Annotated in this window: 21 protein-coding genes and 1 pseudogene; 12 read left to right on the forward strand and 10 right to left on the reverse strand. The window is 29.8% G+C overall.

Annotated elements, in window-relative coordinates; genetic code table 11:
• The first annotated feature begins 538 nt into the window (after window positions 1-538).
• A complete protein-coding gene (locus N524_RS0104440; protein ID WP_029055763.1) occupies window positions 539-1,702 on the forward strand; it encodes a nitrate/nitrite transporter in 1,164 nt (387 codons plus the stop codon).
• A 50-nt stretch (window positions 1,703-1,752) separates the two neighbouring features.
• Here the strand turns inward: N524_RS0104440 and N524_RS0104445 are convergent, their stop codons facing one another.
• Window positions 1,753-2,169: an Hsp20/alpha crystallin family protein gene (locus N524_RS0104445; RefSeq protein ID WP_029055764.1), complete on the reverse strand. Its 417-nt coding sequence runs from the start codon at window positions 2,167-2,169 to the stop codon at window positions 1,753-1,755.
• 216 nt (window positions 2,170-2,385) lie between these two features.
• The gene (locus tag N524_RS0104450; RefSeq protein ID WP_029055765.1) at window positions 2,386-2,832 is read right to left on the reverse strand and encodes a MarR family winged helix-turn-helix transcriptional regulator; all 447 of its coding nucleotides are present in this window, start codon (window positions 2,830-2,832) and stop codon (window positions 2,386-2,388) included.
• Between the two features lie 166 nt (window positions 2,833-2,998).
• On the opposite strand from N524_RS0104450, the gene N524_RS0104455 reads away from it, so the two are divergent.
• From N524_RS0104455 to N524_RS0104465, 3 genes are all read left to right on the forward strand, one after another.
• A complete protein-coding gene (locus N524_RS0104455) occupies window positions 2,999-3,628 on the forward strand; it encodes a nitroreductase family protein (RefSeq protein WP_017637745.1) in 630 nt (209 codons plus the stop codon).
• A 129-nt stretch (window positions 3,629-3,757) separates the two neighbouring features.
• Window positions 3,758-4,123 carry a DUF3139 domain-containing protein gene (locus tag N524_RS0104460; protein ID WP_017637746.1) on the forward strand — a complete coding sequence of 122 codons (366 nt, stop codon included), beginning with the start codon at window positions 3,758-3,760 and terminating at the stop codon, window positions 4,121-4,123.
• Between the two features lie 239 nt (window positions 4,124-4,362).
• Window positions 4,363-5,640, forward strand: coding sequence for a dicarboxylate/amino acid:cation symporter (locus N524_RS0104465; protein WP_029055766.1), 1,278 nt, complete (start codon window positions 4,363-4,365; stop codon window positions 5,638-5,640).
• A 390-nt stretch (window positions 5,641-6,030) separates the two neighbouring features.
• On the opposite strand, the gene N524_RS0104470 is transcribed toward N524_RS0104465, so the two are convergent.
• The 4 genes and pseudogenes from N524_RS0104470 to N524_RS0104485 form a co-directional block, all read right to left on the reverse strand.
• Window positions 6,031-6,375, reverse strand: coding sequence for a DUF4889 domain-containing protein (locus N524_RS0104470; RefSeq protein WP_017637748.1), 345 nt, complete (start codon window positions 6,373-6,375; stop codon window positions 6,031-6,033).
• 182 nt (window positions 6,376-6,557) lie between these two features.
• Window positions 6,558-6,980 carry a pyridoxamine 5'-phosphate oxidase family protein gene (locus N524_RS0104475; protein ID WP_029055767.1) on the reverse strand — a complete coding sequence of 141 codons (423 nt, stop codon included), beginning with the start codon at window positions 6,978-6,980 and terminating at the stop codon, window positions 6,558-6,560.
• A gap of 80 nt (window positions 6,981-7,060) precedes the next feature.
• A pseudogene (gene rsp / locus N524_RS12750) lies at window positions 7,061-9,165 on the reverse strand (AraC family transcriptional regulator Rsp).
• A gap of 944 nt (window positions 9,166-10,109) precedes the next feature.
• Window positions 10,110-10,481: a YbgA family protein gene (locus N524_RS0104485; protein ID WP_029055768.1), complete on the reverse strand. Its 372-nt coding sequence runs from the start codon at window positions 10,479-10,481 to the stop codon at window positions 10,110-10,112.
• A gap of 198 nt (window positions 10,482-10,679) precedes the next feature.
• On the opposite strand from N524_RS0104485, the gene N524_RS0104490 reads away from it, so the two are divergent.
• Entirely contained in the window at window positions 10,680-12,119 is a 1,440-nt protein-coding gene (locus tag N524_RS0104490) for a sucrose-specific PTS transporter subunit IIBC (RefSeq protein WP_029055769.1), read from the forward strand.
• A 398-nt stretch (window positions 12,120-12,517) separates the two neighbouring features.
• Here the strand turns inward: N524_RS0104490 and N524_RS0104500 are convergent, their stop codons facing one another.
• Both N524_RS0104500 and N524_RS0104505 read right to left on the reverse strand, forming a co-directional pair.
• A complete protein-coding gene (locus N524_RS0104500) occupies window positions 12,518-13,465 on the reverse strand; it encodes a magnesium transporter CorA family protein (protein ID WP_017636835.1) in 948 nt (315 codons plus the stop codon).
• A gap of 65 nt (window positions 13,466-13,530) precedes the next feature.
• On the reverse strand, window positions 13,531-14,139 hold the full coding sequence (locus N524_RS0104505) for a TetR/AcrR family transcriptional regulator (protein ID WP_029055770.1): 609 nt from the start codon (window positions 14,137-14,139) through the stop codon (window positions 13,531-13,533).
• Between the two features lie 165 nt (window positions 14,140-14,304).
• Here N524_RS0104505 and N524_RS0104510 point away from each other — a divergent pair, with 165 nt between their 5' ends.
• A complete protein-coding gene (locus tag N524_RS0104510) occupies window positions 14,305-15,582 on the forward strand; it encodes a YhgE/Pip domain-containing protein (RefSeq protein ID WP_029055771.1) in 1,278 nt (425 codons plus the stop codon).
• A gap of 213 nt (window positions 15,583-15,795) precedes the next feature.
• On the opposite strand, the gene N524_RS0104515 is transcribed toward N524_RS0104510, so the two are convergent.
• Together N524_RS0104515 and N524_RS0104520 are read right to left on the reverse strand one after the other, a co-directional pair.
• Complete coding sequence (locus N524_RS0104515; RefSeq protein WP_017636832.1) at window positions 15,796-16,575, reverse strand: SDR family NAD(P)-dependent oxidoreductase; 780 nt, start codon at window positions 16,573-16,575, stop codon at window positions 15,796-15,798.
• Between the two features lie 272 nt (window positions 16,576-16,847).
• On the reverse strand, window positions 16,848-17,774 hold the full coding sequence (locus N524_RS0104520; protein ID WP_017636831.1) for a LysR family transcriptional regulator: 927 nt from the start codon (window positions 17,772-17,774) through the stop codon (window positions 16,848-16,850).
• A 149-nt stretch (window positions 17,775-17,923) separates the two neighbouring features.
• Here N524_RS0104520 and N524_RS0104525 point away from each other — a divergent pair, with 149 nt between their 5' ends.
• The 6 genes from N524_RS0104525 (at window position 17,924) to N524_RS0104550 (ending at window position 23,978) form a co-directional block, all read left to right on the forward strand.
• On the forward strand, window positions 17,924-19,243 hold the full coding sequence (locus N524_RS0104525) for a GntP family permease (protein ID WP_017636830.1): 1,320 nt from the start codon (window positions 17,924-17,926) through the stop codon (window positions 19,241-19,243).
• A 21-nt stretch (window positions 19,244-19,264) separates the two neighbouring features.
• Window positions 19,265-20,020: an SDR family NAD(P)-dependent oxidoreductase gene (locus tag N524_RS0104530; protein WP_029055772.1), complete on the forward strand. Its 756-nt coding sequence runs from the start codon at window positions 19,265-19,267 to the stop codon at window positions 20,018-20,020.
• Between the two features lie 37 nt (window positions 20,021-20,057).
• Entirely contained in the window at window positions 20,058-20,483 is a 426-nt protein-coding gene (locus N524_RS0104535; RefSeq protein ID WP_017636828.1) for a lipocalin-like domain-containing protein, read from the forward strand.
• A 211-nt stretch (window positions 20,484-20,694) separates the two neighbouring features.
• Window positions 20,695-21,114, forward strand: coding sequence for a MarR family winged helix-turn-helix transcriptional regulator (locus N524_RS0104540; RefSeq protein ID WP_017636827.1), 420 nt, complete (start codon window positions 20,695-20,697; stop codon window positions 21,112-21,114).
• Window positions 21,115-21,209: 95 nt separating this feature from the next.
• Window positions 21,210-22,565 (forward strand): MATE family efflux transporter, encoded by a 1,356-nt coding sequence (locus N524_RS0104545; protein ID WP_029055773.1) that lies wholly within the window; start codon window positions 21,210-21,212, stop codon window positions 22,563-22,565.
• A 159-nt stretch (window positions 22,566-22,724) separates the two neighbouring features.
• Window positions 22,725-23,978, forward strand: a complete 1,254-nt coding sequence (locus tag N524_RS0104550; RefSeq protein ID WP_037555564.1) for a copper resistance CopC/CopD family protein — start codon at window positions 22,725-22,727, stop codon at window positions 23,976-23,978.
• Window positions 23,979-23,980 lie beyond the last annotated feature (2 nt).

The following is a 23,980-nucleotide window of genomic DNA, read 5'->3' on the forward strand; positions in this document are numbered from 1 at the left end:
ACATGAGTTCATCTCATGTGTTCCATTAATAAACTCCATAGATTAAAAGTGACTAATTAATTCAGGAGAGTAACTGTATATCCTTTAAGCAGTAGCGAAAGCTACTGTGATCCTTAAAAGTACTTCCATTTTAATGGTTAGAGGCAGTGGTTGACTGGTTACTCATTTCATAAAACTCATGATTAACCTAGTCAACTATGCTGGGGAGAAAAGACGATAAAGAAATATTTTTTCTTTAGAAATTAGTATTTCTTACACATGAGTTCACCTCATGTGTTCCACTATAACCACTAGTATTTCCAACGCATGAACATGCCTCATATGTTCTATTAATAAATGCTTTTAATTTTACTGAACTCATTTATTTTTATAGGGGAAAAAGGTAAACAAATAAGGGATTACACTAATGTTCAATTTTTCACAAACATCATAAAATATAGTTATAGTTAGTACTTTGCATAGAAGTAGTAACACTCACAATTATTAAATGATTTATTCATTAAAGTACTAAATAATTATAATTTATGAAGGTGAAGACATGGACAAAAGAAAAGGTGGTTTTCAACTAGGTTTACAAACGTTAAGTTTAGTAGTTGGATTTATGGCTTGGAATATCATATCTCCTTTAATGCCTTACATATCACAAGATATTAAAATTCCAGCATCACAACTATCGATTATTTTAGCAATACCTGTAATTTTAGGATCCATTTTACGAGTTCCGTTTGGATATCTCACAAATATTATTGGAGCTAAATGGGTTTTCTTCTGTAGTTTCATAATACTATTATTCCCAATATTCTTTTTAGCTCAAGCTAAATCTCCGGGAATGCTAATGCTTTCAGGGTTCTTTTTAGGAGTAGGGGGCGCTATATTTTCAGTAGGTGTCACTTCCATTCCTAAATACTTCCCTAAAGAAAAAGTAGGGTTAGCAAATGGTATATACGGCATGGGGAACATAGGGACAGCAGTTTCATCATTCTTAGCACCACCTATTGCAGGCATTATCGGTTGGCAAACAACAGTAAGAATGTATTTAATATTTATTGCTTTATTTGCTATATTAATGTTTATTTTTGGTGATAATAAAGAAACAAAAGTTAAAGTACCTTTAGTGGCACAAACTAAAATATTAGCTAAAAATCCTAAATTATATTATACAAGCTTATGGTATTTTATAACATTTGGCTCATTTGTAGCATTTGGTCTATTCTTACCTAACTTTTTAGTTAATCATTTTGGTATTGATAAAGTAGATGCAGGAATTCGGTCAGGTATTTTTATCGCCTTAGCAACATTCCTTAGACCAATCGGAGGCATGCTTGGTGATAAATTAAATGCTGTTAAAGTATTAATTATAGATTTCATTGCTATGATTATAGGCGCAGTAATCCTGGGCATTTCTTCTCACATTGTATTATTTACAATAGGTTGCTTATTAATTAGTATATGTGCAGGTATTGGTAACGGATTAATATTTAAACTTGTACCATCATACTTTTCAAAAGAAGCTGGGACAGCAAATGGTATCGTATCAATGATGGGTGGCTTAGGAGGATTCTTCCCACCAATAGTAATCACTTATGTATCTAGTATCACTGGTACAAGCCATCTCGCATTTATATTATTAGCAATATTTGCTATTATTGCTGTAATTACAATGTTTTTAGTTAATAAAAAAGACGCGAAAACAATTAATTAAAAAAACAGACCTTGCTATGGTAAATCCATAACAAGGTCTAATATTTTATATTATGAAATTGAAATTGTTGTTGCATCTTCAGCTTCTTGCTGTTGTTTAGGCAAGCGTACGCTTAAAATGCCATTTTCAAATGTTGCTTTGATAAGAGACTTGTCTATATCCTCGAATTCAAATCTGCGCACCAATTCACCACTAGAACGTTCATTTAATTGCGTTTGTCCATTATGTGATTCAATATATTTATTAGCTTTAATAGTTAACGTATGTTGCTCAAAAGTTAATGAAATATCTTCTTTTTTCACACCTGAAAGTTCAGCTTCAATTAAGTAATGATCATTTTCATTATATAAATTAACAGGGAAAGCTTGAGATGAAAATTGATTGAATACTTGTTTACCTAAATCTCTAAATAAATCAGTTGGATCATTTTTCAAAAATGAATTATTAAAGAAGTCATTATTTGGCATATTATTAGCTCCTTTTACAGTTATAAATTAACTATATTTAATTGTAAATTCATTATATGAAGTGTTTGTTATGAGGTAAAGTAAAATGGATTATTAATAGAGTGATAATTCGTACTAGAGAATATAGACAAAAGTTTACAAAACTTGATTTTATCAACGCATAAGAAAGGGATGAAAGTGGGCAAGTTTACTTTTGCCTTTTTTCTCTATATAAGATTATTTTTCTGAGGATTTATCGAAGTTTTTAGAAACAAAAAGTTGAAGGTGGTTAACTAATTCCTTAGCTTCATTTACATCTATATCAAATTCGCCAAATACCTTTTGCGAAACTTCTGATAAAGGTTTTTTAATACTTTTACCTTGTTCTGTTAGTGAAATTTGAAGATTTCGTTCATCTTTTTCTTCACGAGTTCGAACAACGTAATTTTTCTTTTCTAATATTTTTAGTAATGGTGTTAAAGTGCCTGAATCTAAGAAAACTCTATCACCTAAAGTTTTGATGTTAAGTTTCTCATCTTCTTCAATCGCCATTAGCACTATATAACCAGTGTACGTGAGTTCATATTCCTTTAAATAATTGGAATACTTTTTGATAATTTCTTTTGATGAAACATAGAATAAAAAGCACAATTGTTTGCTTAAATAACTATTTTCGACATACATTAAATCACTCCTTGTTAAGGTAACCATATTATGAAGTGTGTGACTTGTCAAGTGCCTATTTTGATAGTAAAGTTAAATTGCTTTTCATTTAAATATTAGAAAATCATAATTAAAGATTATTGATTTGAAAAATCCAATGACTTATAAAAAATAAGGAGTATATATAATGGAGAAAATCACTCAATTTGACGATGTATTAAAAGGAAGAAGATCAGTAAAAGTATTTGATACAGAACATAAAATCAGCCATGAAGAAATGGATGATATCATTCAAAAAGCAACCAAAGCACCATCTTCAGTGAATATGCAACCATGGAGATTAATAGTTGTAGATTCTGATGAAGGTAAGGAGAAAATATTACCATCTTTCGGTAAGAATTCGAGACAAGTCAATACTTCTTCAGCTATGATAATCATATTTGGAGACTTGAAAAATTATGAAAAAGCTGAACAGATATACGGTGACGCAGTAAGCAAGAATCATATGACAGAAGAAATTAAAGATAAGATGTTAAGTTGGGTATTGCCTCATTATAAAGGATTATCTAGAGAAGGTATGAAAGATATCGTTAATATTGATAGTAGTTTAATGGCAATGCAATTAATGCTTGTGGCTAAATCGCATGGCTACGATACTAATGCTATAGGCGGATTTGATAAAGCTAATATTGCAAATGTGTTAGGGATAGATAGCGATCGATTTGTACCAGTTGTAGCAATTGCTATAGGTAAAGGTGCACAAGAAGCCCATGAATCAGTACGTTTACCACTTGATGATGTAAGACAGTATCTTTAATTAACATATGAATCATCTTTGCATTATATCAATGAGTTAAGAATATTTTGTTACAAAATTTTTATAAGACTTTAAAAATGCATAAATTTCGTTCATACTAATTAAGATAAGGCAAAAGGAGTCTATAAAATGAGTAAGAAGCAGAAATTAATCAGAATTATTATTATATTAATTATTTCATTAGTGATTGCGTTTGCGTTTTTCTTCGCGCTTAAATCATATCAAGGTCACAAAAATATTGAAATGGTTGATAGTTATTTAAAAGAACACCATTTAAAAGATAAAGTTAAAAAACAAGAAACTCTTTATAGCGCTAAAAAGGGTGTTTATTATAAGGAAGTTATTTTTAAAGATGAACCTAAAATAACTTATGTCATTCAACCTATTAGTACTAGAAAAGGTGTTTTTGCCGAAGGTTTTGATACTGAAACTAAGAAAAGTATAAAAAGTGCTAAGCATAATTACTTTAATAAAAACTATAAACCTTCAAAATAATTGCAATAAGATGAGTTACCAAGTTGAAAAACATTTGGTAACTTTTTTATTTTGGGTATCAGTTAAAATTAAAGAATAGAAATGAAGAACCTTTAAAAATAAACATAGTAAACTACTCTTGATTCATAAAAGTTAAAACATTTCAATACAATTATTTATATTTGTTATATAAATAATTATAGCTATTTTTAACTTATCTGATATAATTAAGTGATGTCAGATGAAGGGGAGTTTGCAATATGGCTCTGTTTAAGAGAAAAATCAGTCTACCTGTGCAAGTATTAATTGCATTGGTTCTAGGTGTTGTCGTTGGACTTATATTATATGGAAATGAAGAAGCGGCTAACTACATAAAGCCATTTGGAGACATCTTTTTAAACTTAATTAAAATGATTGTTATTCCAGTTGTATTCTGTTCTTTAGCACTATCTATTTCGAACGTTGGGGAATCGAAAACTGTAGGTCGCTACGGATGGAAAACAATATTATACTTTGAAATTATAACAACAATCGCTATTGGTCTTGGATTAATTTTCGGAAACCTATTTAAACCAGGTTCTGGATTAGATCCATCAAAATTACCAAAGGGCGATATTTCTAAATATCAAACATCTGCACATGCTGCAGAACAAACTACATATGGTAATCATTTTATTGATACTATAGTAAACATTGTACCAACAAACTTTTTTGAAGCTTTAAACAAAGGTGAATTATTACCTATTATCTTTTTTGCTGTATTTTTCGGTTTAGGTTTAGCTGCCGTTGGCGAAAAAGCAGAACCAGTAAAATCTTTCTTAAGTGGAACTTTAGAAGCAGTTTTCTGGATGATTAATAAAATATTAAAATTAGCACCACTTGGTGTCTTTGCATTTATTTGTACAACAATCATTACATTCGGAGCATCAGCGTTACTTCCTTTACTAAAACTAGTATTAGTTGTAATTTTCGCAATGGTATTCTTTATAGTTGTAGTATTAGGAATTGTAGCTAGAATGTGTGGCATTAGTATTTTCTCTATTATGAAAATACTAAAAAGCGAAATACTTTTGGCTTTCTCAACTTCAAGTTCAGAAGCAGTATTACCAGTAATGATGAAAAAGATGGAAAGATTCGGTTCGCCGAAAGATATTACATCGTTTGTTATACCAATTGGTTATACATTTAACTTAGATGGATCAGCTTTATATCAATCTATCGCTGCATTATTCGTAGCACAAATGTATGGCATGCATTTAACATTAACTGAACAATTAGTTTTAATGTTAACGTTAATGCTTACATCAAAAGGTATGGCAGCAGTTCCAGGTACTTCAATCGTTGTGTTATTAACAACATTAGGTGCAATGGGATTACCAGCTCAAGGACTTGCTTTAATTATAGGGGTTGACCGTTTATTAGACATGGTACGTACAGTAGTTAACGTTATGGGTAACGCTTTATCTACAGTTGTCATTGCTAAATGGGAAAACGTTTATGATAAAAAACAAGGTCAAGATTACTTAAAAACATTATAAAATAATAAATCTGACATTTTAGAGCCTCTTATCGCTTTAGCGATTAGGGGCTCTTATGCATTAGCAAAGCTAAGGCGAACCAAGAAGAAAATCGCTTTAGCGATTAGGGGCTCTTATGCATTTAAAGAAATACTTTTTCTTTAGAAATTAGTATTTCTTACACATGAGTTCACCTCATGTGTTCCATTAATAAACACCATAGATTAAAAGTGACTAATTAATTCAGGAGAGTAACTATATATCCTTTAAGCAGTAGCGAAAGCTACTGTGACCCTTAAAAGTACTTCCATTTTAATGGTTAGAGGCAGTGGTTGATAGATTATAACTTAACATATTCGTTCGTATAACATAAAAAAGAAGCAAGTCATTATCGACTTGCTTCTTTTAAAATTACATATGCATATCGCCCATATCATGGATTTGAGTCATTAATCCATGTGGTACATCATCATGATCTACTTTTTTAACACTAGCAATTTTGCCAGATTTTTCATTTTTAGTAATTCTTACGAAATCCTCTTTTTTAACAGATACATCAGCATCTGATGGAAGTTTAACGTTCTTTTCGATTTTTTCGTCTTTTTCACTAATCATTTTATCAATTGTTGTACCATTCTTCATTACGCCATAATATGTTTCTTTTTTACCGCCTGCCATCATAGCAATAACTAAAACAATACATATAATGACCATGATTGCAATAAGGCTATAAGCGAGTCCTTTTTTACCTTTCATTTAGCAAAATCTCCTTTGATATTGTTTATCTATCTACTATTTTATTTATACAGAAAAATAGAGTGATTTGCAATTAAATTTAAAATATAAGTGGATATTATAATTTAAAATTTTCATCAAATATACGAATTTGTATCACATCAAAAAATCCCAACTTATTTAAGTTGAGATTAATCATTCATTTATAACTCAATTGTGAAGGGTGTGTCTAAATCTTTGTCGTTCATCAATTTAATTGATTTAGGATTTACTTTTAATACACATAATTCAGGGTCTTTACTAGAATCGAAAAATGATTTATCTTGAGTTTCCCATAACCAGTCAATTGTTTTTTCATCTTTAACAACTTCAATAGTTGCATCGATTTCAACAAAACTATTGTTAGTCGTTTCGTTATAGCCTAATAAAATATAAGCATAAGGATTGTCTTCAATTTCTTCAACCTTTATAGAATTAATATTTGTCTTAGTATATAGTGTCAATTCATCATTATAGAATACCATATATCTACTATTAGGTTTATTATTATAAGCGGTTGATAATACACCCACTTTTGAATGGTCTAATACATTTTCAATTGCTTCAGTTGCTTTTTGATTATCCAATCCTATCATCTCCTTAATACTAAATATATCCTTAATCAGAGATTGTTAAACTTATGACAACATCATTCTACAATCGATGGCTAAATAGGTTTGAAACATACATATTTTACTTCATCATGTTTGAGAACAACATTAACATCTTGATTATCATTTTCTTGAATAAATAGTTCTGTTTTTGGATGATTGCATTGATCCAATTGATTAATAATATCTTTATCAAGAAATAGTTGTTCTTTAGTTTGTGGTAATAAATTATCTATTGTCCCATGCTCGCTATTCAAAGTTTGAACTATTGTCAATGAATGTGATTTCAATGTGTTTTTGAAAATAAATTTTTGTTGACTATCAGATAAATAACGATCGTTTATTTTATTAAATAATATGAAGTGATAATTGCCATCTTTACGACTCATAATGTAGTTATTACAAATTTGTAATTCTTCATTTACAAAAGGGTGAGTCATTTTATAAATGTGAATTAGAGGTAATGCATTACCGAATTCATTAAATAATGACAAGTACTTCGTTTCGTCTGCAATGAGTTGGTAACTAATACCACCACCATAGCGTAGTAAAGCAATGATATGACAAACTAAATCAGCTAGTTGTAAAGGATTAGAACTATTGCTAGCATATTTGAAACATTTCAAAGATAAATAATCATACACAAAATGAGTGGAGTCTATGCCTGAATCTAAAATGAACTGCTTATAATTTTCAAAATGTGTCGTCGAATGATTATATGTTCTTCTTTTATTAATTAAAGATAATTTCGTTTCAATATTTTCTATATCAATTAAATAGTAATCAAAATTAAGTCTTTTTAAAGTATCGTATGTTTTTTCTACAGTCTGATTTTGACGTAATAGGCCGTCTACAGTCATACCATATTGGATATCTTTATTTTTATTTTTAATTTTTAAATGACAAAGATGTATATCTTGTGTAGACATTTTAGACGAATCAAAAATAAGCATTAATTTTACGATTTTTTTATTTAATTTATAGTCATTATGTCCTTGTAAAAACTTCAAAATAAATTGATTAACTACATTAAATTGATTGTAGATTTAATTTTTATTGCTAAACCAATATGTCTCTCAAATAATTTATCAAGGCATCTATGTAACAAATGATAGTTAATTTGATTAGAAGTTACGTCGCTAACATTTTCAATAAGAATGACTGGTTCAGGTAAAAATGAAAAATCAATATCAAAATACTCATTGAACGTAAAATGAAATAATTCATTAAAATTATCAAGTCTAATAAATGCTTTTGAGGGTTTGGAATAATCTTTAGGATCAAAGTTATCTATATTGATTTCAGTAATCTCTGTAGCTAATTGATTATTAAAATCAAAATGATTAATTAATGGTATAAAAGGTGAATAATCCTTATCTTCTATATTTAAATGAGGCAAAGTATCCATTTTGACTATATAAGAGCGATACTGTTTTGGGCTAAAATTCAAATAGTTTTTAAACTGATTTGTAAAATTAGTATGGCTACTAAACCCAGATTCTTCTGATATAGTGTTAATTGATAAATTAGTAGTCATTAATAGTTTAATAGCATGACGAATTTTCAAACTTGTATAGTAATCTTTAAAATTCATATTTAAATAACGTATAAATAAATTTGAACAATAAGATTCTGAAATACTACTATTTATAGCGACATCTTTTAAAGAAATAGTTTGAGTTATTCTATCTTGAAGAAAAAGTAAACACTCTGAAAACAAAGTATTACTAATTGACATATTGGGGATATAATCAACATCGTATTTTATAACTGCTTCTTTATACAAGGTCTGAATTACTTTGGAACAAAGTTGATGATCAACCGTTTGGTCCTCTGAATATTGTTGTATAGTTTGTAGAATAAGCGTTTTGATATAACCACTAGATTGTAATAAATGTCTATCGAAATAGCACTGGAAAAAGTCGTCATCTTCTACATAAAAATAAAAGATCGGAATCGTTAATTGTACTATATTATGAGCATTTTCAACTTCAAATATGTCACCATGATTAATTATAGCAATGTGTGCATCTAAATCTTTAACTTCTCCGTTGATTTTAATGTTCAAGTCATTAGTTAATGAAAATAAGATGATGACTTTATTAATATTACGAAATGGCTTGGTGCTGTACTGATGAAAAAGGTTTAGGTTACATGTCATATGATATTACGAAGCTCCTCTATGTTTGTTTTGAAAATCTAAAAAAATCATCACTTATAAATTGTTTGCATTGAATAGTTTTTATGATATTCAATGTCTGTGGCATTTAATACGCGATTAAATAATAATTGATATTATAATAGATTCGCCTTCAAATAGTAATAGTTAAAAATAAAGTTCATAGTAAAAATTTTGTGAAAACGTAGCCATTTTTGTATTGTTTGCAACATAAAAGGAGTTTTAGAAATATAGTATTGTATATTTGGAAATTTTCAATAGCGTGTAATCTCATTTTTTAGTACATAATAAATATAGATTCCAATCCAAAAGAAATTTTAAAAAACTTAAATTGATTAAGGGTTGTAATCTATGGTATTAAATGTACGTTATATACACAACTTAGATATAACAACAAAAAGAGAGAGACAACATAGAATCACATATACCATATTTAGTGAATAAAAATTGATTAACTTAACATTAGTATAAACAACAAGGATTATATTCATACTTTAAATATTTTTATTAACACATTAGCAACTAGTAATTAGACATCATGAAACAATGTTGAATATATGAAGCAATGACAACAAGAATCAACAACATATTTCATATTTGGTAGAAATATTTAAACGACATCCAATGAATAACCATCTTCTGAAAATTAAAGTATGATGAAACATCAATATTTAAGTAGCGATTTTTAAAAACATTAATTTGAAATACTCCCCCCGAAGTACTAACAAATTAAATGAAGCATGACAATTCGTTTCACTGGATGTAAAAATAAGTCCTTTATATTGTTTATAATTATTTAGTGATACAACTTAGAATTAATCTTTCTTCAGACATTTATAATAATGTACATTTAATGAGTCAATAAAGGTTTATTACCTTTACTTACAAAAAAGACAAACCACTTATAAAAGAGTGGTTTGTCTTTTTTATGCTTTTAATACTGTGCTATCTTTTAAATATTGAACATCATATTGATACGCTAACGATCTTAAAAATGATAATAAATCTTCTATTGGAATATCTTGATGTTTAAATTGATGTTTTAATTTTGTAGCAGTTTCCTTTTCCTCTTCTGTAGCTAACTTTTTGAAATATCCCCACATATGATCGTAGGCATTCATAACACTTCCTTGACTAGGGGGCATTTGAATTGCTTCTTTTACTATTAGATTAATTTCATTATATGAGGGATTATGTTTAAGTCTTTCACGTATAGCATTGTAATGACTTTGACTATGGAGTAATACACGATATTTCTCTTCGCGCCATAACTTTTCAATATATCCACGTTCTTTCAATAAACTAACTCCTTTCATTTTTAATTATTTATATTCTTATACCCATTTGAAGAGTAAATTAATATAAGTTAATTAACTGTCATGACAACGATTAAATTTAAAACTTTATTGAATGAGGTTGATTTAATTATTGCAACCGTTTACAATAAAGTTAGTAATTTTGGAACTGGTTCCAAAAAATTGGGAGGGTTTATACAAATGAACTATAAACAATCAGCAGAAGATATATTAACTGCAATAGGTGGAGAAGAGAATTTAGATTCAATGGCGCATTGTGCGACGAGACTTAGATTAATATTAAATGATGAAAGTAAAGTAGATGAAGACGCATTATCTAAAATGGATGTCGTTAAAGGAACATTCTCAACTGGTGGTCAATACCAAATTATTATTGGGTCAGGGACTGTAAATAAAGTATTTAACGAAATGGAGAATATTACTGGTAAAGAAGCGTCTACAACTTCTGAAGTAAAAGAGAAGTCAACTAAATATATGAATCCATTACAACGCTTTGTGAAAATGTTATCTGATATCTTTGTTCCGATTATTCCAGCAATCGTTGCCGGTGGTTTGTTGATGGGTCTAAACAATTTATTAACTGCTAAGGACTTATTTTATGATGGCAAATCTTTGATTGAAGTCCATGATCAATTTGCTGGATTAGCAGAGATGATTAATATTTTTGCCAATGCACCATTTACATTATTGCCGATTTTAATTGGATTTAGTGCAGCAAAACGATTTGGCGGTAATGCATACTTAGGCGCAGCACTTGGTATGATATTAGTACATCCAAGTTTGATGAGTGCCTATGATTTTCCGAAAGCAGTAGAAGCGGGTAAATCAATTCCATATTGGGATGTATTTGGATTACATATTAATCAAGTAGGTTACCAAGGACAAGTTTTACCTATGTTAGTGGCAGCTTATATATTAGCTACTATTGAGAAATGGCTTCGCAAAGTCATACCAACAGTATTAGATAATTTAGTAACACCACTATTATCAATCTTTGTAACAGCATTTATTACATTCTTATTTGTTGGTCCTATTACAAGACAATTAGGATACTGGTTATCAGATGGCTTAACATGGCTTTACGAATTTGGTGGTGCAATAGGCGGATTAATCTTTGGTTTATTATATGCACCAATCGTTATCACTGGTATGCATCATAGTTTCATTGCAGTAGAAACAACATTAATTGCTGATCAGGCTAAAACTGGTGGTTCATTTATCTTCCCAATTGCTACCATGTCAAATATCGCTCAGGGTGGTGCAGCGTTAGCGTCATTCTTTATTATTAAAAATAATAAAAAATTAAAAGGTGTTGCATCAGCTGCAGGTATTTCAGCAGTTTTAGGTATTACGGAACCAGCGATGTTCGGTGTAAATCTTAAATTAAGATACCCATTCATAGGTGCTATTATTGGATCAGGTCTTGGTGCAGCGTATATTTCATTCTTTAAAGTTAAAGCAATAGCTTTAGGTACAGCAGGTATACCTGGATTTATATCAATCAATCCAAACCATGGTGGGTGGCTACATTACCTCATAGGAATGGTAATAGCATTTGTCGTTTCAGTTCTTGTGACATTTGTTCTATCTAAAAGAAATAAATATAAAGAAGTTCAATAAAGTAGGTTATAAAAAAGACAACTCGTTAATTTACTTTGATGATATCTATTAAATTATACAGAAGGCCTTATTCTTTAAAAGTATTATAATGTAAAATTACACACAAAATACGTAGTATTTATGGCGAGACTCCCGAGGGAACAGTACTAGTTGAAGACACTAGAAATACTCACAGATTTATCTGTGCCGTATTTCTGGCTGAAACTGTACCATGGGAAGGGACCCAACACAGAGAAACTGATTAAATCAGTTTCTACAAGCAAAGCAAGTTGGGCAAAGAGAGCCATACAATACGAAGTATTGGGTATAAAGAAAGCACTAAGATGATTAAAATAAATCGTCTTAGTGCTATTATTTTGGGATTTATGTCCCAAGTGATTTTTTTAATTTTGTTATAGCTATAGCTTTTGTTTTCGCCATAAATAAACACTGACGATTGCAACAAGAATAAGAGAAATAACGACAACGATAATCCAAGAAATATAACTATGATCACTTAGTGGTAATGGTACATTCATTCCAAAGAAACTAAATACCAGTGTAGGTAGGGTTAATAATACAGTAAACATAGTTAATGTTTTCATAATCGTATTCATATCATTAGACAATAATGATGCATAAGAAGTTGTAATACTTTCTAAGATACGTTGATGTAGTTCGGTTGTTTCAATTGCTTGGTTATTTTCGATAATTAAATCTTCTAGTAACTCTTCATCATCTTCAAAACGTTTAATAGCAGGTAGACGGAATAACTTTTTAATTATTGTATCGTTACCTTTCAAAGCCGCTAAGAAGTATACCAAACTTTTCTCAACTTCCATTAGTTTGAAAAGTTGCTTATTAGTAATATTATTTTTCAATTCTCTTTCGATACGAATACGTGATTTATTCAGTAATCTTAAATTTCTATTATAATGATTCGCAATCGTTGTTAAGATTTCTAGTGCAAAGCGACTATGAAACTTCAGATTAATATTGTCTTGTCTAGAGAAGTTCTCTAAAAATTCATTTTCAGCGTCACAAATAGTCATTACGATACCATTACCAATGACTATGCCTAATGGAATAGTAATAAAGGATAGGACACTGCGATTTGTTGAATTAACTAGAGGTAAGTCGATAATAATCAGTGAGTATCCAGTATCTTCGTCATACTCAATACGAGCACTTTCTTCTGAGTCGAGTGGATCTCGAATAAAGTCTTCTGGTAAATTATAATATTCCATTAAATGTTCTATTTCTTCTCTATCAGGTTCAACTACATTAATCCACAATGCTTGTTGATCAAGAGTCGTTTCGATAATTTCATTATTAATTTGATTTGAATGTTTATATGCAGTGATCATTTGTAAAAGTCCTTTCACAAGCTTTTTAACTTCAAACGCATCACAATATTTTACGAGCAATGTGTTTAACGAGACTGATTGTATTTTTGTTCTGCCATAATTCGTAACGGACCATAATAAATAATTTTGAAAATATGAGTGACAAGGTCATCAACAGAAATACGATTAGAATCTAATACCCAATATCTGATAATTGAGATTGTGGCACCTGACACATAACTATGAAAATACATTTCTGGTATGCCTTCAATTTCATTATTAATACTGATCTGATTCTTCATATTATATTGTATCAGGTCGCTTATTTTTTCTTCTAAACGACTTTTTCGTTCCAAATTAAGAATCGTATTATAAAAGTCTAGATTATCATATACATGTTGAATGATGTTTCGCAATACTTTATCTATAAATAGTGTCGAAATCATTTCAACATTTTCACCTTCAATTTCTGAAAAGGTGGTGAATTTAGATATTTGAGCAATACATTCGTCTTCCATATCGGTTAATAATAAATATTTATCTTCATAATGTAAATAGAATGTACCTCGATTTATATCAGCTTTATCTGCAATGTCTTGCACTGTAATATTTTCAATATTTTGTTCCTTTAATAATTGTATAAAGGCATGCTTTATTGCTGATTTTGTTTTACGGACACGTCGATCTTCCTTCAAAAATGTAAAACCTCCCATAATTAATAGACAATATACACCAAAGTGTTCAATAAAAGACGTTTTTCTATTAATTGATTGTTGTTTATTTATTTAAACTCATTATAATTGTAAAAGTGATAAATGTTCAACAAATTGTTGAATTGTTTCAAGGGAGGAAAAAAAGTTATGAATATATTTAAAAGTAAATTATTATGGTTGACGCCTATAGCAATCATTTTAATATTAATGATTTTCGCGGTTGCATTTTACCCAGCGTTTAATCCTAAACCAAAAGATATGCCAATTGCTATCGTAAATCACGATGAAGGTACTTCTATTCAAGGTAAGAAAACAAATATTGGTGATAAATTAGAAGATAAACTATTAGATAGCGATTCTGACGCTGTTAAATGGGTTAAAGTAGACAGTGAAAAAGACGCTAAAAAAGGTATAGAAAAAGAGAAATATTATGGGGCTGCAATTTTTGAAAAAGACTTTTCAAAAAATGCTATGAGTAAAACTCAAAAAGTCGTAATGGATAGTAAAAAATCTGAAATGCAAGATAAAGTAAAATCAGGTGAAATTCCAGCTCAACAAGCACAACAAATGGCTAAAAAAATGGGCAACCAAAAAGTTGACGTTAAAAAAGCACAATTTAAAACAATTGTAAGTGAAGGAACAAGTTTACAAGGTTCTCAAATGGCTAGTAGCGTATTGTCAGGTATGGGTGACAATATTAATAATCAAATTACAAAACAAAGTCTTCAAACATTAGAAAAACAAAATGTTAAAGTTGATGCAAAAGATATTAACGCTGTAACTAATCCAGTTAAAATCAATAACGATAAAATTAATGAAGTTAAAGATCACCAAGGTGGCGGTAATGCATCATTCTTAATGTTCATGCCAGTTTGGATGGGTTCTATTGTTGCATCAATCTTATTATTCTTTGCATTTAGAACTAGTAATAACGTTAAAATTGCACATCGTTTAATTGCGTCTGTAGCACAAATGATATTTACAGCTATTACAGCATTTGCTGGTAGTTTCGCATATGTATATTTCATGAAAGGTGCGTTAGATTTCCATTTTGATCATCCAAATAGAGTTTCTATATTTGTAGCATTAGCTATTATGGGATTCGTTGGATTAATTCTTGGAACAATGACATGGTTAGGTATGAAATCAGTACCAATCTTCTTCATTGCAATGTTCTTTAGTATGCAATTAGTAATGTTACCAAAACAAATGCTACCTGAGTTCTATCAAAAATATATTTATGATTGGAACCCATTTGCACATTACTCAACAAGCTTAAAAGAAATTATCTATATGAATCATCATCTAGAGTTAAATACAACAATGTGGATGCTTATTGGATTCATGATTTTCGGAGTAGTATCAAGCTTATTAGCAGCAGCTCTTAGAAAACATAGTAACAAACGTACTGAAATTCCAGCATAATATAGCATGATAAATTTCAATAACTGTCGATAAGATATATGTCTTATCGGCAGTTTTTTTGTGTAAATAAATGTTAATAAAACATGTATTCGTTACTCAGTAATGTATATATTGAATCAAAGAAAAAGGCAATTTCTATATTTTTCAATAGAAATTGCTTTTTATCCTTTGTCTCAAAACTTAATGTCTCAGACACTTCAATTTTGAATACGATTAAAGTGCTGTGTAACCACCGTCAACAGTAATAACTGAACCAGTAACGAATGATGATGCATCTGAAGCTAAGTATAGTGCTGCACCTTGTAATTCTTCTGGTACACCTGGACGATTCATAGGAGTCATATTCATCCAAGTATCAATCATATCTCCGCCTTTAGCGAAATAATCTTTAGTTAATTCTGTTTTCATATATCCTGGTGCAATTGTATTTACACGAATATTATGTTTAGCCCATTCATTTGCTAAACTTTTAGTAAGCATAATTACAGCTGCTTTAGAAGTATTATATGCTGCTTGTGGTTGTGGTGTGTTTACAATAACACCTGACATTGAAGATGTATTAACAATAACACCACTCTTTTGTTCACGGAAGACTTCACCAACAGCATTTGTAACTAGTACCATACTGTTTAAGTTAACATCCATTGTTTTTTTCCAACGTTCATATGGCATATCTTCAAAATCAACATGTTCATTAATACCTGCATTATTGAACAAGATATCAATATGACCAAATGTATCCATTGTTTCTTTTACCATGTCGTTTACTTGATCAACATTTGTTACATCTACTTTGCATGCAATGGCTTTATTTCCTGTTTCTTCTTCAAATTCTTTAGCAGTTTGTTGTCCAACTTCTAAATTCATATCTGCAATTACAAGATTAGCACCTGCTTCAGCTAAAGCTTTTCCCATAGATTTACCTAAACCAGAAGCTCCTCCTGTTACGATAGCTACTTTATTTTCTAATTTGAATTTATCTAATACTGACATTTAATCCATCTCCTTATGTTTATGTATGTATCCATTTTAAAATAAGATATATGAAATTCCTAGTGCAAACGCTTACTTTTATAAATTTTTATTTTCATATTACATTTTTTAAATAATAAGTTCACCATAGAAACATAAATGAATGCTCATTTGTATTCAACTACTACTTAAAAACACTATTTGATTAGTGTCTTCATATAATTACTACTCTTGAAATTTATATAAAATAAAACAACCTGGGACAATTAATGTCTCAGGCTATAATTTTAAATTCATTCATCTTCATTTTTATTATATGTAGCTTTAGCTAATTCTATAAACATATGTGCAGCTTTAGACAAGTGATTAAATTTATCACTTTTATATGCCACTACAACTTGATTAAAATAGCTAGGGTTCTCTAATTTAATACTTAACCCTTCAAAATGTTTACTACTGTTTTTAACGCTTTCTGGTACATAAGTAATCCCTAAGCCTTCATTTACCAATCTTAAAGCATTATCAATGCTGATCGTTTCCATCGCAATATTGGGTTCAAGCTCATTGTCTTCTAATATTTGATTAGTGATTTTACGCAAAGCCATATTCGGTTTTAACAATATAAAATTATCATTTACTAGTTCTTGATGAATTTCAAAAATTGATTTGTTTTTGTAATTATCATTTGTAATTAATGAATGATTGGATGGAATCATCAAATATATGGGTTCTTTAGATAGAGTTTCAAACTGGAATACACCTTGATAAAAAGGCAAAATCGTAATTGCTATATCAATCTTATTATCAATAAGTAATTGCTCAATTCGATGAGCTGATTCTTCTATTAACTTTAATTCGATACCTGGATATTCTTTTATAAATTCTGGCAATATCTTATATAATGCATGGGCTGCTAGTATAGGATTAATTCCTATGACTAAACGACCTTTTTTTAATCCAGAAATCATTTGTAATTCCGATTTCATTTCATCATACGTATATTTAATTTGATTCATATATTCTATATAACGTTCCCCAGCGTACGTTAAAGTAATTGGATTTTTCTCTCTATTTAATAACTCTGTGCCTAAGTCAGTTTCTAATTCCTTAATAAACTTACTTAAATACGGCTGTGAAATGTATAAATATTTTGCTGCTTGGGAAATACTACCAAATCTATTGATTTCCTCTAAATATTTACTTGATCTTGTGTTTATCATTTAGACACTCTTTCCTCTATATAACCTTTTAGTTATAGTTTTTATACCTAAAACAATCTTTTACAAAACCTAATTTTGGGTTGATAATATTAATTGTCATCAAATAGACAAAAATTAAACTTGAAATTCTACTTTAAGGGAGGGCCAATATGGAAATCATCGGTACAATTGGTATTATTATCGGGATATTATTCATTATCTATTTCTCAATGAATGGATATTCTATTTTAATAGTAGGTCCAATTGCTTCAATTATTGTTATTTTAACAAACGGTTTACCTTTCTTTAATTCCTTAATTGGAACTAAAGAATCATATATTACTGGATTGGCTCAATTTATTATTAGTTTCTTTGGCGTGTTCTTACTTGGTTCATTACTTGCAAAATACATGGATCAAAGTGGTGCAGCACATTCTATCGCCTCTAAAATAATTAGTAAAATTGGTACTAGCAATCCATATTCTATATTAGTTTCTATATTTTTAATCACTGCAATTTTAACATACGGAGGCATTAGCTTATTCGTGGTTGTCTTCGTTATCGTGCCTTTAGCAAAACCTTTATTCAAACAATTGAATATTGCATGGAATTTGATTTGTATTCCTATCATGTTAGGCTTAGGAACATTTACTATGACAATGTTACCAGGTACACCTTCAGTACAAAATGTTGTACCAACTAAATATTTGGGTACAACATTAACAGCAGCACCTTTATTAGGAATCATTGGAACAATCGTTGCCATAGTATTTGGTTTATGGTACATGAAACATGCATTAAATAAAAGTCTTGCAAAAGGTGAAACTTTTGATGATTTTAATACAAGTAATTTAGATTTAGAAAATGAAGAAAAATCTACACCTAATTTTTATCTAAGTATTTTACCTATCGTTGTGTTAATTATTATCAATATTATTGGTAGTATATTAAAAATTGATAACGTTATTCTTATTAGTTTAGCTATTTCAATTATTTTATCTGCCATTTTATTCCATAAACACATCAATATCCATAGAGAAGTTATTAACGAAGGTGCTGGTAGTTCAGTAACACCAATGTTCTTAACTGCTTCTGCAATTGCATTTGGTACAGTAGTTACTTTAGCACCAGGATTTTCAAGTATTAAATCTTTAATATTAAATATACCAGGAAATCCATTAATAAGTTTATCTGTAGCTTCTGCGTTATTCGGTATTATAACAGGTTCTGCTTCAGGTTCACTAGGTATTGTCATGCAAGCATTTGGTAAACAGTATGTTGATATGGGTATTGACCCTGATACAATTCACAGAGTTGCAGTAATGTCTTCATCTGTATTTACTGTTATGCCACATACTGGTGTTGTATTAACACTATTCGCATTGACAGGTTTAAATCACAAAAATGGCTTTAAATATTTATTTATTACTAATACGGGTGCCAATTTATTAGCGCTTATTGTTGTAATCATCGCATCCGCATTTATATAAACATTTTAGGAGGAATTTAATATGACTAGAAACGTAATTGTAACAGGTTCAGGACAAGGAATTGGCTACGCAATCGCACAAGGATTTGATAAACAAGGCGATCGTGTATTTATCTTTGATATGAGTAAAGATGCAGCTGAAAAAGCAGCAGACTCATTAGAAAATGGTGTAGCTTATCAAGTTGACGTAACAGATGAAGAAGTTATTAAATCTGCTATCGCTGACATTAGAAGTAAATATGGTGAAATTGATGTATTAGTTAATAACGCAGGTATCCAATTTATTTCTAAAGTTGAAGACTTCCCATTAGAAAAATGGAACCAAGTATTAGGTGTTATTCAAACAGGTACATTCTTAATGACAAAACATACAATCCCAAGTATGAAACAACAAGAAAAAGGACGTATCATCACTATTTCTTCAGCACATGGTGAAATGGCAGACCCATTCAAATCTGCATTTGTAGCTTCAAAATTTGCTCAAATCGGATTTGCTAAAACTGTAGCACTAGAAACTGTTAAATTTGGTATTACATCAAATGCAGTTTTACCAGGACCAGTTCGTACTAAATTAATTGAAAATCAACTTGCTAACTTAGCAGAACAAGATAATTCAACAGAACAAGAAGCTATGGAAAAATATATCACTGGTAAAATGCCAATGAATCGTTTATTAGAACCACATGAAATTGCTGATACTGTTCTATTCTTAGCTTCTGATGGTGCTTCAGCTATTACTGGTGAAACTATTAGTGTATCTGGTGGATCTAACGCATAATTCATTATTTCAAAATCTATAGAAAGAAGGAATAAATATGAGTAATTTAAAAGAACAATTAATTGGAACATGGGCATTAGTTAACTATCAAGATGAAGATGAAAATGGTAATATCTTCTATCCTTTAGGTAAAGACGCAACTGGTTTTATTATGTATAATCCAGATGGTTATATGTCAGCTCAATTAATGCAACAAGGTAGATCTGCTTATGCTTCTGGTGACTTACACACTGGTACAAAAGATGAAATGGCAGAAGCTGCACATGGTTATGTTGCTTACTCAGGTAAATATGAATTAGATGAAGAAAATTCAACAGTTTATCACACTATGGAAGTAAGTATGAACCCAACTTGGTTAGGCGATACACAACCACGTTTATTCGAACTTGAAGGTGACACTTTAAGCATTGTTAATGGTAATGTGCCAAACCAAAAATTAGTTTGGAAACGTGTTAATCACTAATTAAATATTGTAATTTTTAAAAGGTCTAAGACATTATGTTATCAGACTAATAAAGAAGGTAATTTCTATTACAAATGATATAGAGATTACCTTCTTTATATTTAAAAAAAGCGATAAATAATCAGAAAATTAGAACTTTAATATATCGGTTGTAATTTTTTAAAACCGTGTTAATATATTCATTAGATATCTAACTAAATGAGGTGAAGCGATGGAAGTGACATATCAATTTCTATTAAGAAGCTTAGCACATGAGATGAAGAATTATGCAGATCGACGATTAGATGATTTTGGAATTACACAAGAACAAAGTCATACATTAGGATATATATATCGTTATCAAGAAAAAGGTATATCACAAAAAGAATTAATGGAATTCTTTGGTAGAAAAGGTTCAACGGTCAGCAGTATAATAAAAAATCTGGAAGCAAATCATTTAGTTTTTAGGAAAGTTAATCCAGAAGATACACGTAGTAAAATTTTGAAACTAACGGACGAAGGTCTAGAATTAGTAGAATCTTTTACTAAAGTATTTGATGAAATTGAAGAAAGATTACTATTAAATATCTCAGATGAAGATCAACTGAAATTTAAAGAAATTATAGAACAAATGATGAAAAACTTGAAATAATGCGTGGTTATTATTTAGAGTAATAGCCACTATATTTTTCGATATATAGTTAGAAATCTAACTATTAGCCATCTAATTAAAAGGGAGTAAGAATAATGAAAGACGAACAATTGTATTTTTTTGAAAAAGCACCAATATTTAAAGCAATGATGCATTTCTCATTACCAATGATGATAGGAAGTTTATTAAGTGTAATTTATGGGATTTTAAATGTATATTTCATAGGATTTTTAGATGATAGCCATATGATTTCAGCAATATCACTAACATTACCAATATTTGCTGCATTAATGGGATTCGGTAATCTATTTGGTGTAGGTGGTGGAACTTATATTTCACGATTATTAGGAGCCAAAGATTACAGTAAAAGTAAATACGTTAGTAGCTTTTCAATGTATGGAGGCTTATTACTTGGCGTCATTATTGCATTAGTGACATTACCGTTTACTGATCAAATTGCACAAGTTTTAGGAGCACACGGTGAAACAATCAAATTTACAAGTGATTATTTAAGAATTATGTTCTTAAGTTCCCCATTTGTTATTTTATTCTTTATTTTAGAACAATTTGCACGTGCAGTAGGAGCACCAATAGTTTCTATGGTAGGAATGTTAGCAAGTGTTGTATTAAATATGATTTTAGATCCGATTTTAATTTTCGGTTTTGATTTAAATGTAGTTGGTGCTGCTTTAGGTACTGCAATTTCAAATTTAGTAGCTGCAATATTCTTTATTCTTTATTTTATGAAAAAAATTGAATCACTTTCTGTAAATGTTAAATTTGCTAAACCAAATAAAGAAATGATGGCAGAAATTTTCAAAATTGGTATTCCAGCTTTCTTAATGGTTGTACTTATGGGTGTAACTGGATTAGTATTGAATTTGTTTTTAGCTAATTATGGTAACTATGCTATTGCCAGTTATGGTATTCAATTTAGATTAGTACAATTTCCAGAACTAATTATTATGGGATTAAGTGAAGGCGTTGTACCTTTGATTGCTTATAATTTTGTTGCTAATAAATCAAGAATGAAAGATACGGTTAAAGCTGTTATCATTTCTATCTCTGCGATTTTTGCAGTAAGTATGATTATAGTATTTGTGTTTGGTCACCAAATCATTCAATTATTTAGTACAGATTCACACATTGTTGATCTTGCTACATTCATGTTACAAGTGACAATGACATCATTATTATTAAATGGTATTGGTTTCTTATTCACTGGTATGTTACAAGCGACTGGACAAGGTCGCGGTGCAACAATTATGGCTATTTTACAAGGTACAGTTATCATTCCAGTATTATTTGTCATGAATAGTTTGTTTGGTTTAACAGGGGTAGTATGGTCACTATTAATCGCAGAAACATTATGTGCTTTAGCAGCGATGTTAATCGTTTACTTATTAAGAAATAAATTAACAGTTGATAAAGAAGCTTTATTAGAAGAATAATTGTAAATAAAGGGACAATCATTATTATTAAAATGATGGTTGTCCTTTTTCTTTTGTGACTAAATAATGAACAATTTTCAATATTATTGTGAATTAAAGTAGTAATCGTTATGATGTAATATGGAATAATTTACGAGTTATTTAGATAAGGGGGGTTCGATGGTACATATTAATAAGTACCCTAAGATTATTATTGCCGTAATGGTGATGTTTTTTCTTTCTTTGTTGCCTTCCATGATGAATCAAGCTTCAGCTCATGCAACATTAGAAAAGACGAATCCTAAGCAAGATGGCGTTGTAAAACAAATGCCTGAAGAAATTGAATTAGAATTTAATGAACCAGTAAATTCGAAGTATTCCAATATCACTTTATATAATGATGAAGGTAAGGAATTAGGTAAAGTTAAGCCATCAACATCTGGCTGGGCAAAAACTTTAACGTTTTCACCAGATAAAGTTGGTAAAGGTACGCATACTATTAAATGGCAAGCCATCTCAGCTGACGGGCATGAAGTAGGAGATCAATTTGAATTTTCGGTAGGTAAAGTAACTGCCAAAGATATAGATACATCTAGCGCTTTTTATGCAGAACCAAGTTTTTGGTTTGGAGTAATGAGATATATTGCTGAAGGAACAACCATTATTTTAGTAGGTCTGTTTTGGTTAAACGGTATTGCTAAACGTCGCCAATTACATTCATTTGAATTATTTCCTAAACAAATGAGTATTTCATTTATGATGATAATGGCGTATATAATGGCATTATTGTTATACATGATGACATTAACCTCAGATGTTGTAGATGCTATATTATCACTTAAAATTGATGTTTTAATGCAATTTCCATTTATTTTAAGTTCAATTGCAATGATAGTATTATATGCTTTGATTATAATTAGAAATATGGATCGAATTTGGTATTGGCTAGTTTCAATAGTAATGATACTAACAATAAGTATGTCTGGTCATGCGTGGTCTCAATCAATTCCAATTTGGTCTATCGCAATTAGAACGATACATATTGCAGGTATGACATTATGGTTAGGTGCACTTGCATATCTTGTTTGGTATATGGTGAATAACAATTCATCTGAGCGGTTAAAAAATATACGTTCAATGCTATTTAAGGTGAATACTATTGCTGTTGCAATGATAATTATTTCAGGTGTGTTAATGGCTATTGATGAAACGAATATTTTAGCAATTTGGTCCAACATGCAAACATGGACAATACTAATACTTGTAAAAGTCATTGGTACATTAATAATGATGGCTTTAGGTTTATATCAAACCACGAAAGCTTTAGGTAAACGTCAACAAGTTAATAAAGTGACGTTAATAATAGAATTAATTATAGGAATCATACTTATATTCGTAGGTGTGATGATGAGTCAAATCAATATACCAGGTTAAGG

The organism is Staphylococcus sp. URHA0057 (assembly GCF_000620265.1).
Lineage (GTDB): Bacteria > Bacillota > Bacilli > Staphylococcales > Staphylococcaceae > Staphylococcus > Staphylococcus pasteuri.

What these genes read in the sequence shown, in the direction of transcription:
- N524_RS0104520 (WP_017636831.1), bottom strand. Translation starts at nt 17,774, where the DNA reads ATGATAAACACAAGATCAAGTAAATATTTAGAGGAAATCAATAGATTT.
- N524_RS0104550 (WP_037555564.1), top strand. Translation starts at nt 22,725, where the DNA reads ATGGTACATATTAATAAGTACCCTAAGATTATTATTGCCGTAATGGTG.
- N524_RS0104450 (WP_029055765.1), bottom strand. Translation starts at nt 2,832, where the DNA reads ATGTATGTCGAAAATAGTTATTTAAGCAAACAATTGTGCTTTTTATTC.
- N524_RS0104440 (WP_029055763.1), top strand. Translation starts at nt 539, where the DNA reads ATGGACAAAAGAAAAGGTGGTTTTCAACTAGGTTTACAAACGTTAAGT.
- N524_RS0104510 (WP_029055771.1), top strand. Translation starts at nt 14,305, where the DNA reads ATGAATATATTTAAAAGTAAATTATTATGGTTGACGCCTATAGCAATC.
- N524_RS0104530 (WP_029055772.1), top strand. Translation starts at nt 19,265, where the DNA reads ATGACTAGAAACGTAATTGTAACAGGTTCAGGACAAGGAATTGGCTAC.
- N524_RS0104535 (WP_017636828.1), top strand. Translation starts at nt 20,058, where the DNA reads ATGAGTAATTTAAAAGAACAATTAATTGGAACATGGGCATTAGTTAAC.
- N524_RS0104455 (WP_017637745.1), top strand. Translation starts at nt 2,999, where the DNA reads ATGGAGAAAATCACTCAATTTGACGATGTATTAAAAGGAAGAAGATCA.
- N524_RS0104545 (WP_029055773.1), top strand. Translation starts at nt 21,210, where the DNA reads ATGAAAGACGAACAATTGTATTTTTTTGAAAAAGCACCAATATTTAAA.
- N524_RS0104460 (WP_017637746.1), top strand. Translation starts at nt 3,758, where the DNA reads ATGAGTAAGAAGCAGAAATTAATCAGAATTATTATTATATTAATTATT.
- N524_RS0104470 (WP_017637748.1), bottom strand. Translation starts at nt 6,375, where the DNA reads ATGAAAGGTAAAAAAGGACTCGCTTATAGCCTTATTGCAATCATGGTC.
- N524_RS0104515 (WP_017636832.1), bottom strand. Translation starts at nt 16,575, where the DNA reads ATGTCAGTATTAGATAAATTCAAATTAGAAAATAAAGTAGCTATCGTA.
- N524_RS0104500 (WP_017636835.1), bottom strand. Translation starts at nt 13,465, where the DNA reads ATGATCACTGCATATAAACATTCAAATCAAATTAATAATGAAATTATC.
- N524_RS0104490 (WP_029055769.1), top strand. Translation starts at nt 10,680, where the DNA reads ATGAACTATAAACAATCAGCAGAAGATATATTAACTGCAATAGGTGGA.
- N524_RS0104445 (WP_029055764.1), bottom strand. Translation starts at nt 2,169, where the DNA reads ATGCCAAATAATGACTTCTTTAATAATTCATTTTTGAAAAATGATCCA.
- N524_RS0104540 (WP_017636827.1), top strand. Translation starts at nt 20,695, where the DNA reads ATGGAAGTGACATATCAATTTCTATTAAGAAGCTTAGCACATGAGATG.
- N524_RS0104465 (WP_029055766.1), top strand. Translation starts at nt 4,363, where the DNA reads ATGGCTCTGTTTAAGAGAAAAATCAGTCTACCTGTGCAAGTATTAATT.
- N524_RS0104525 (WP_017636830.1), top strand. Translation starts at nt 17,924, where the DNA reads ATGGAAATCATCGGTACAATTGGTATTATTATCGGGATATTATTCATT.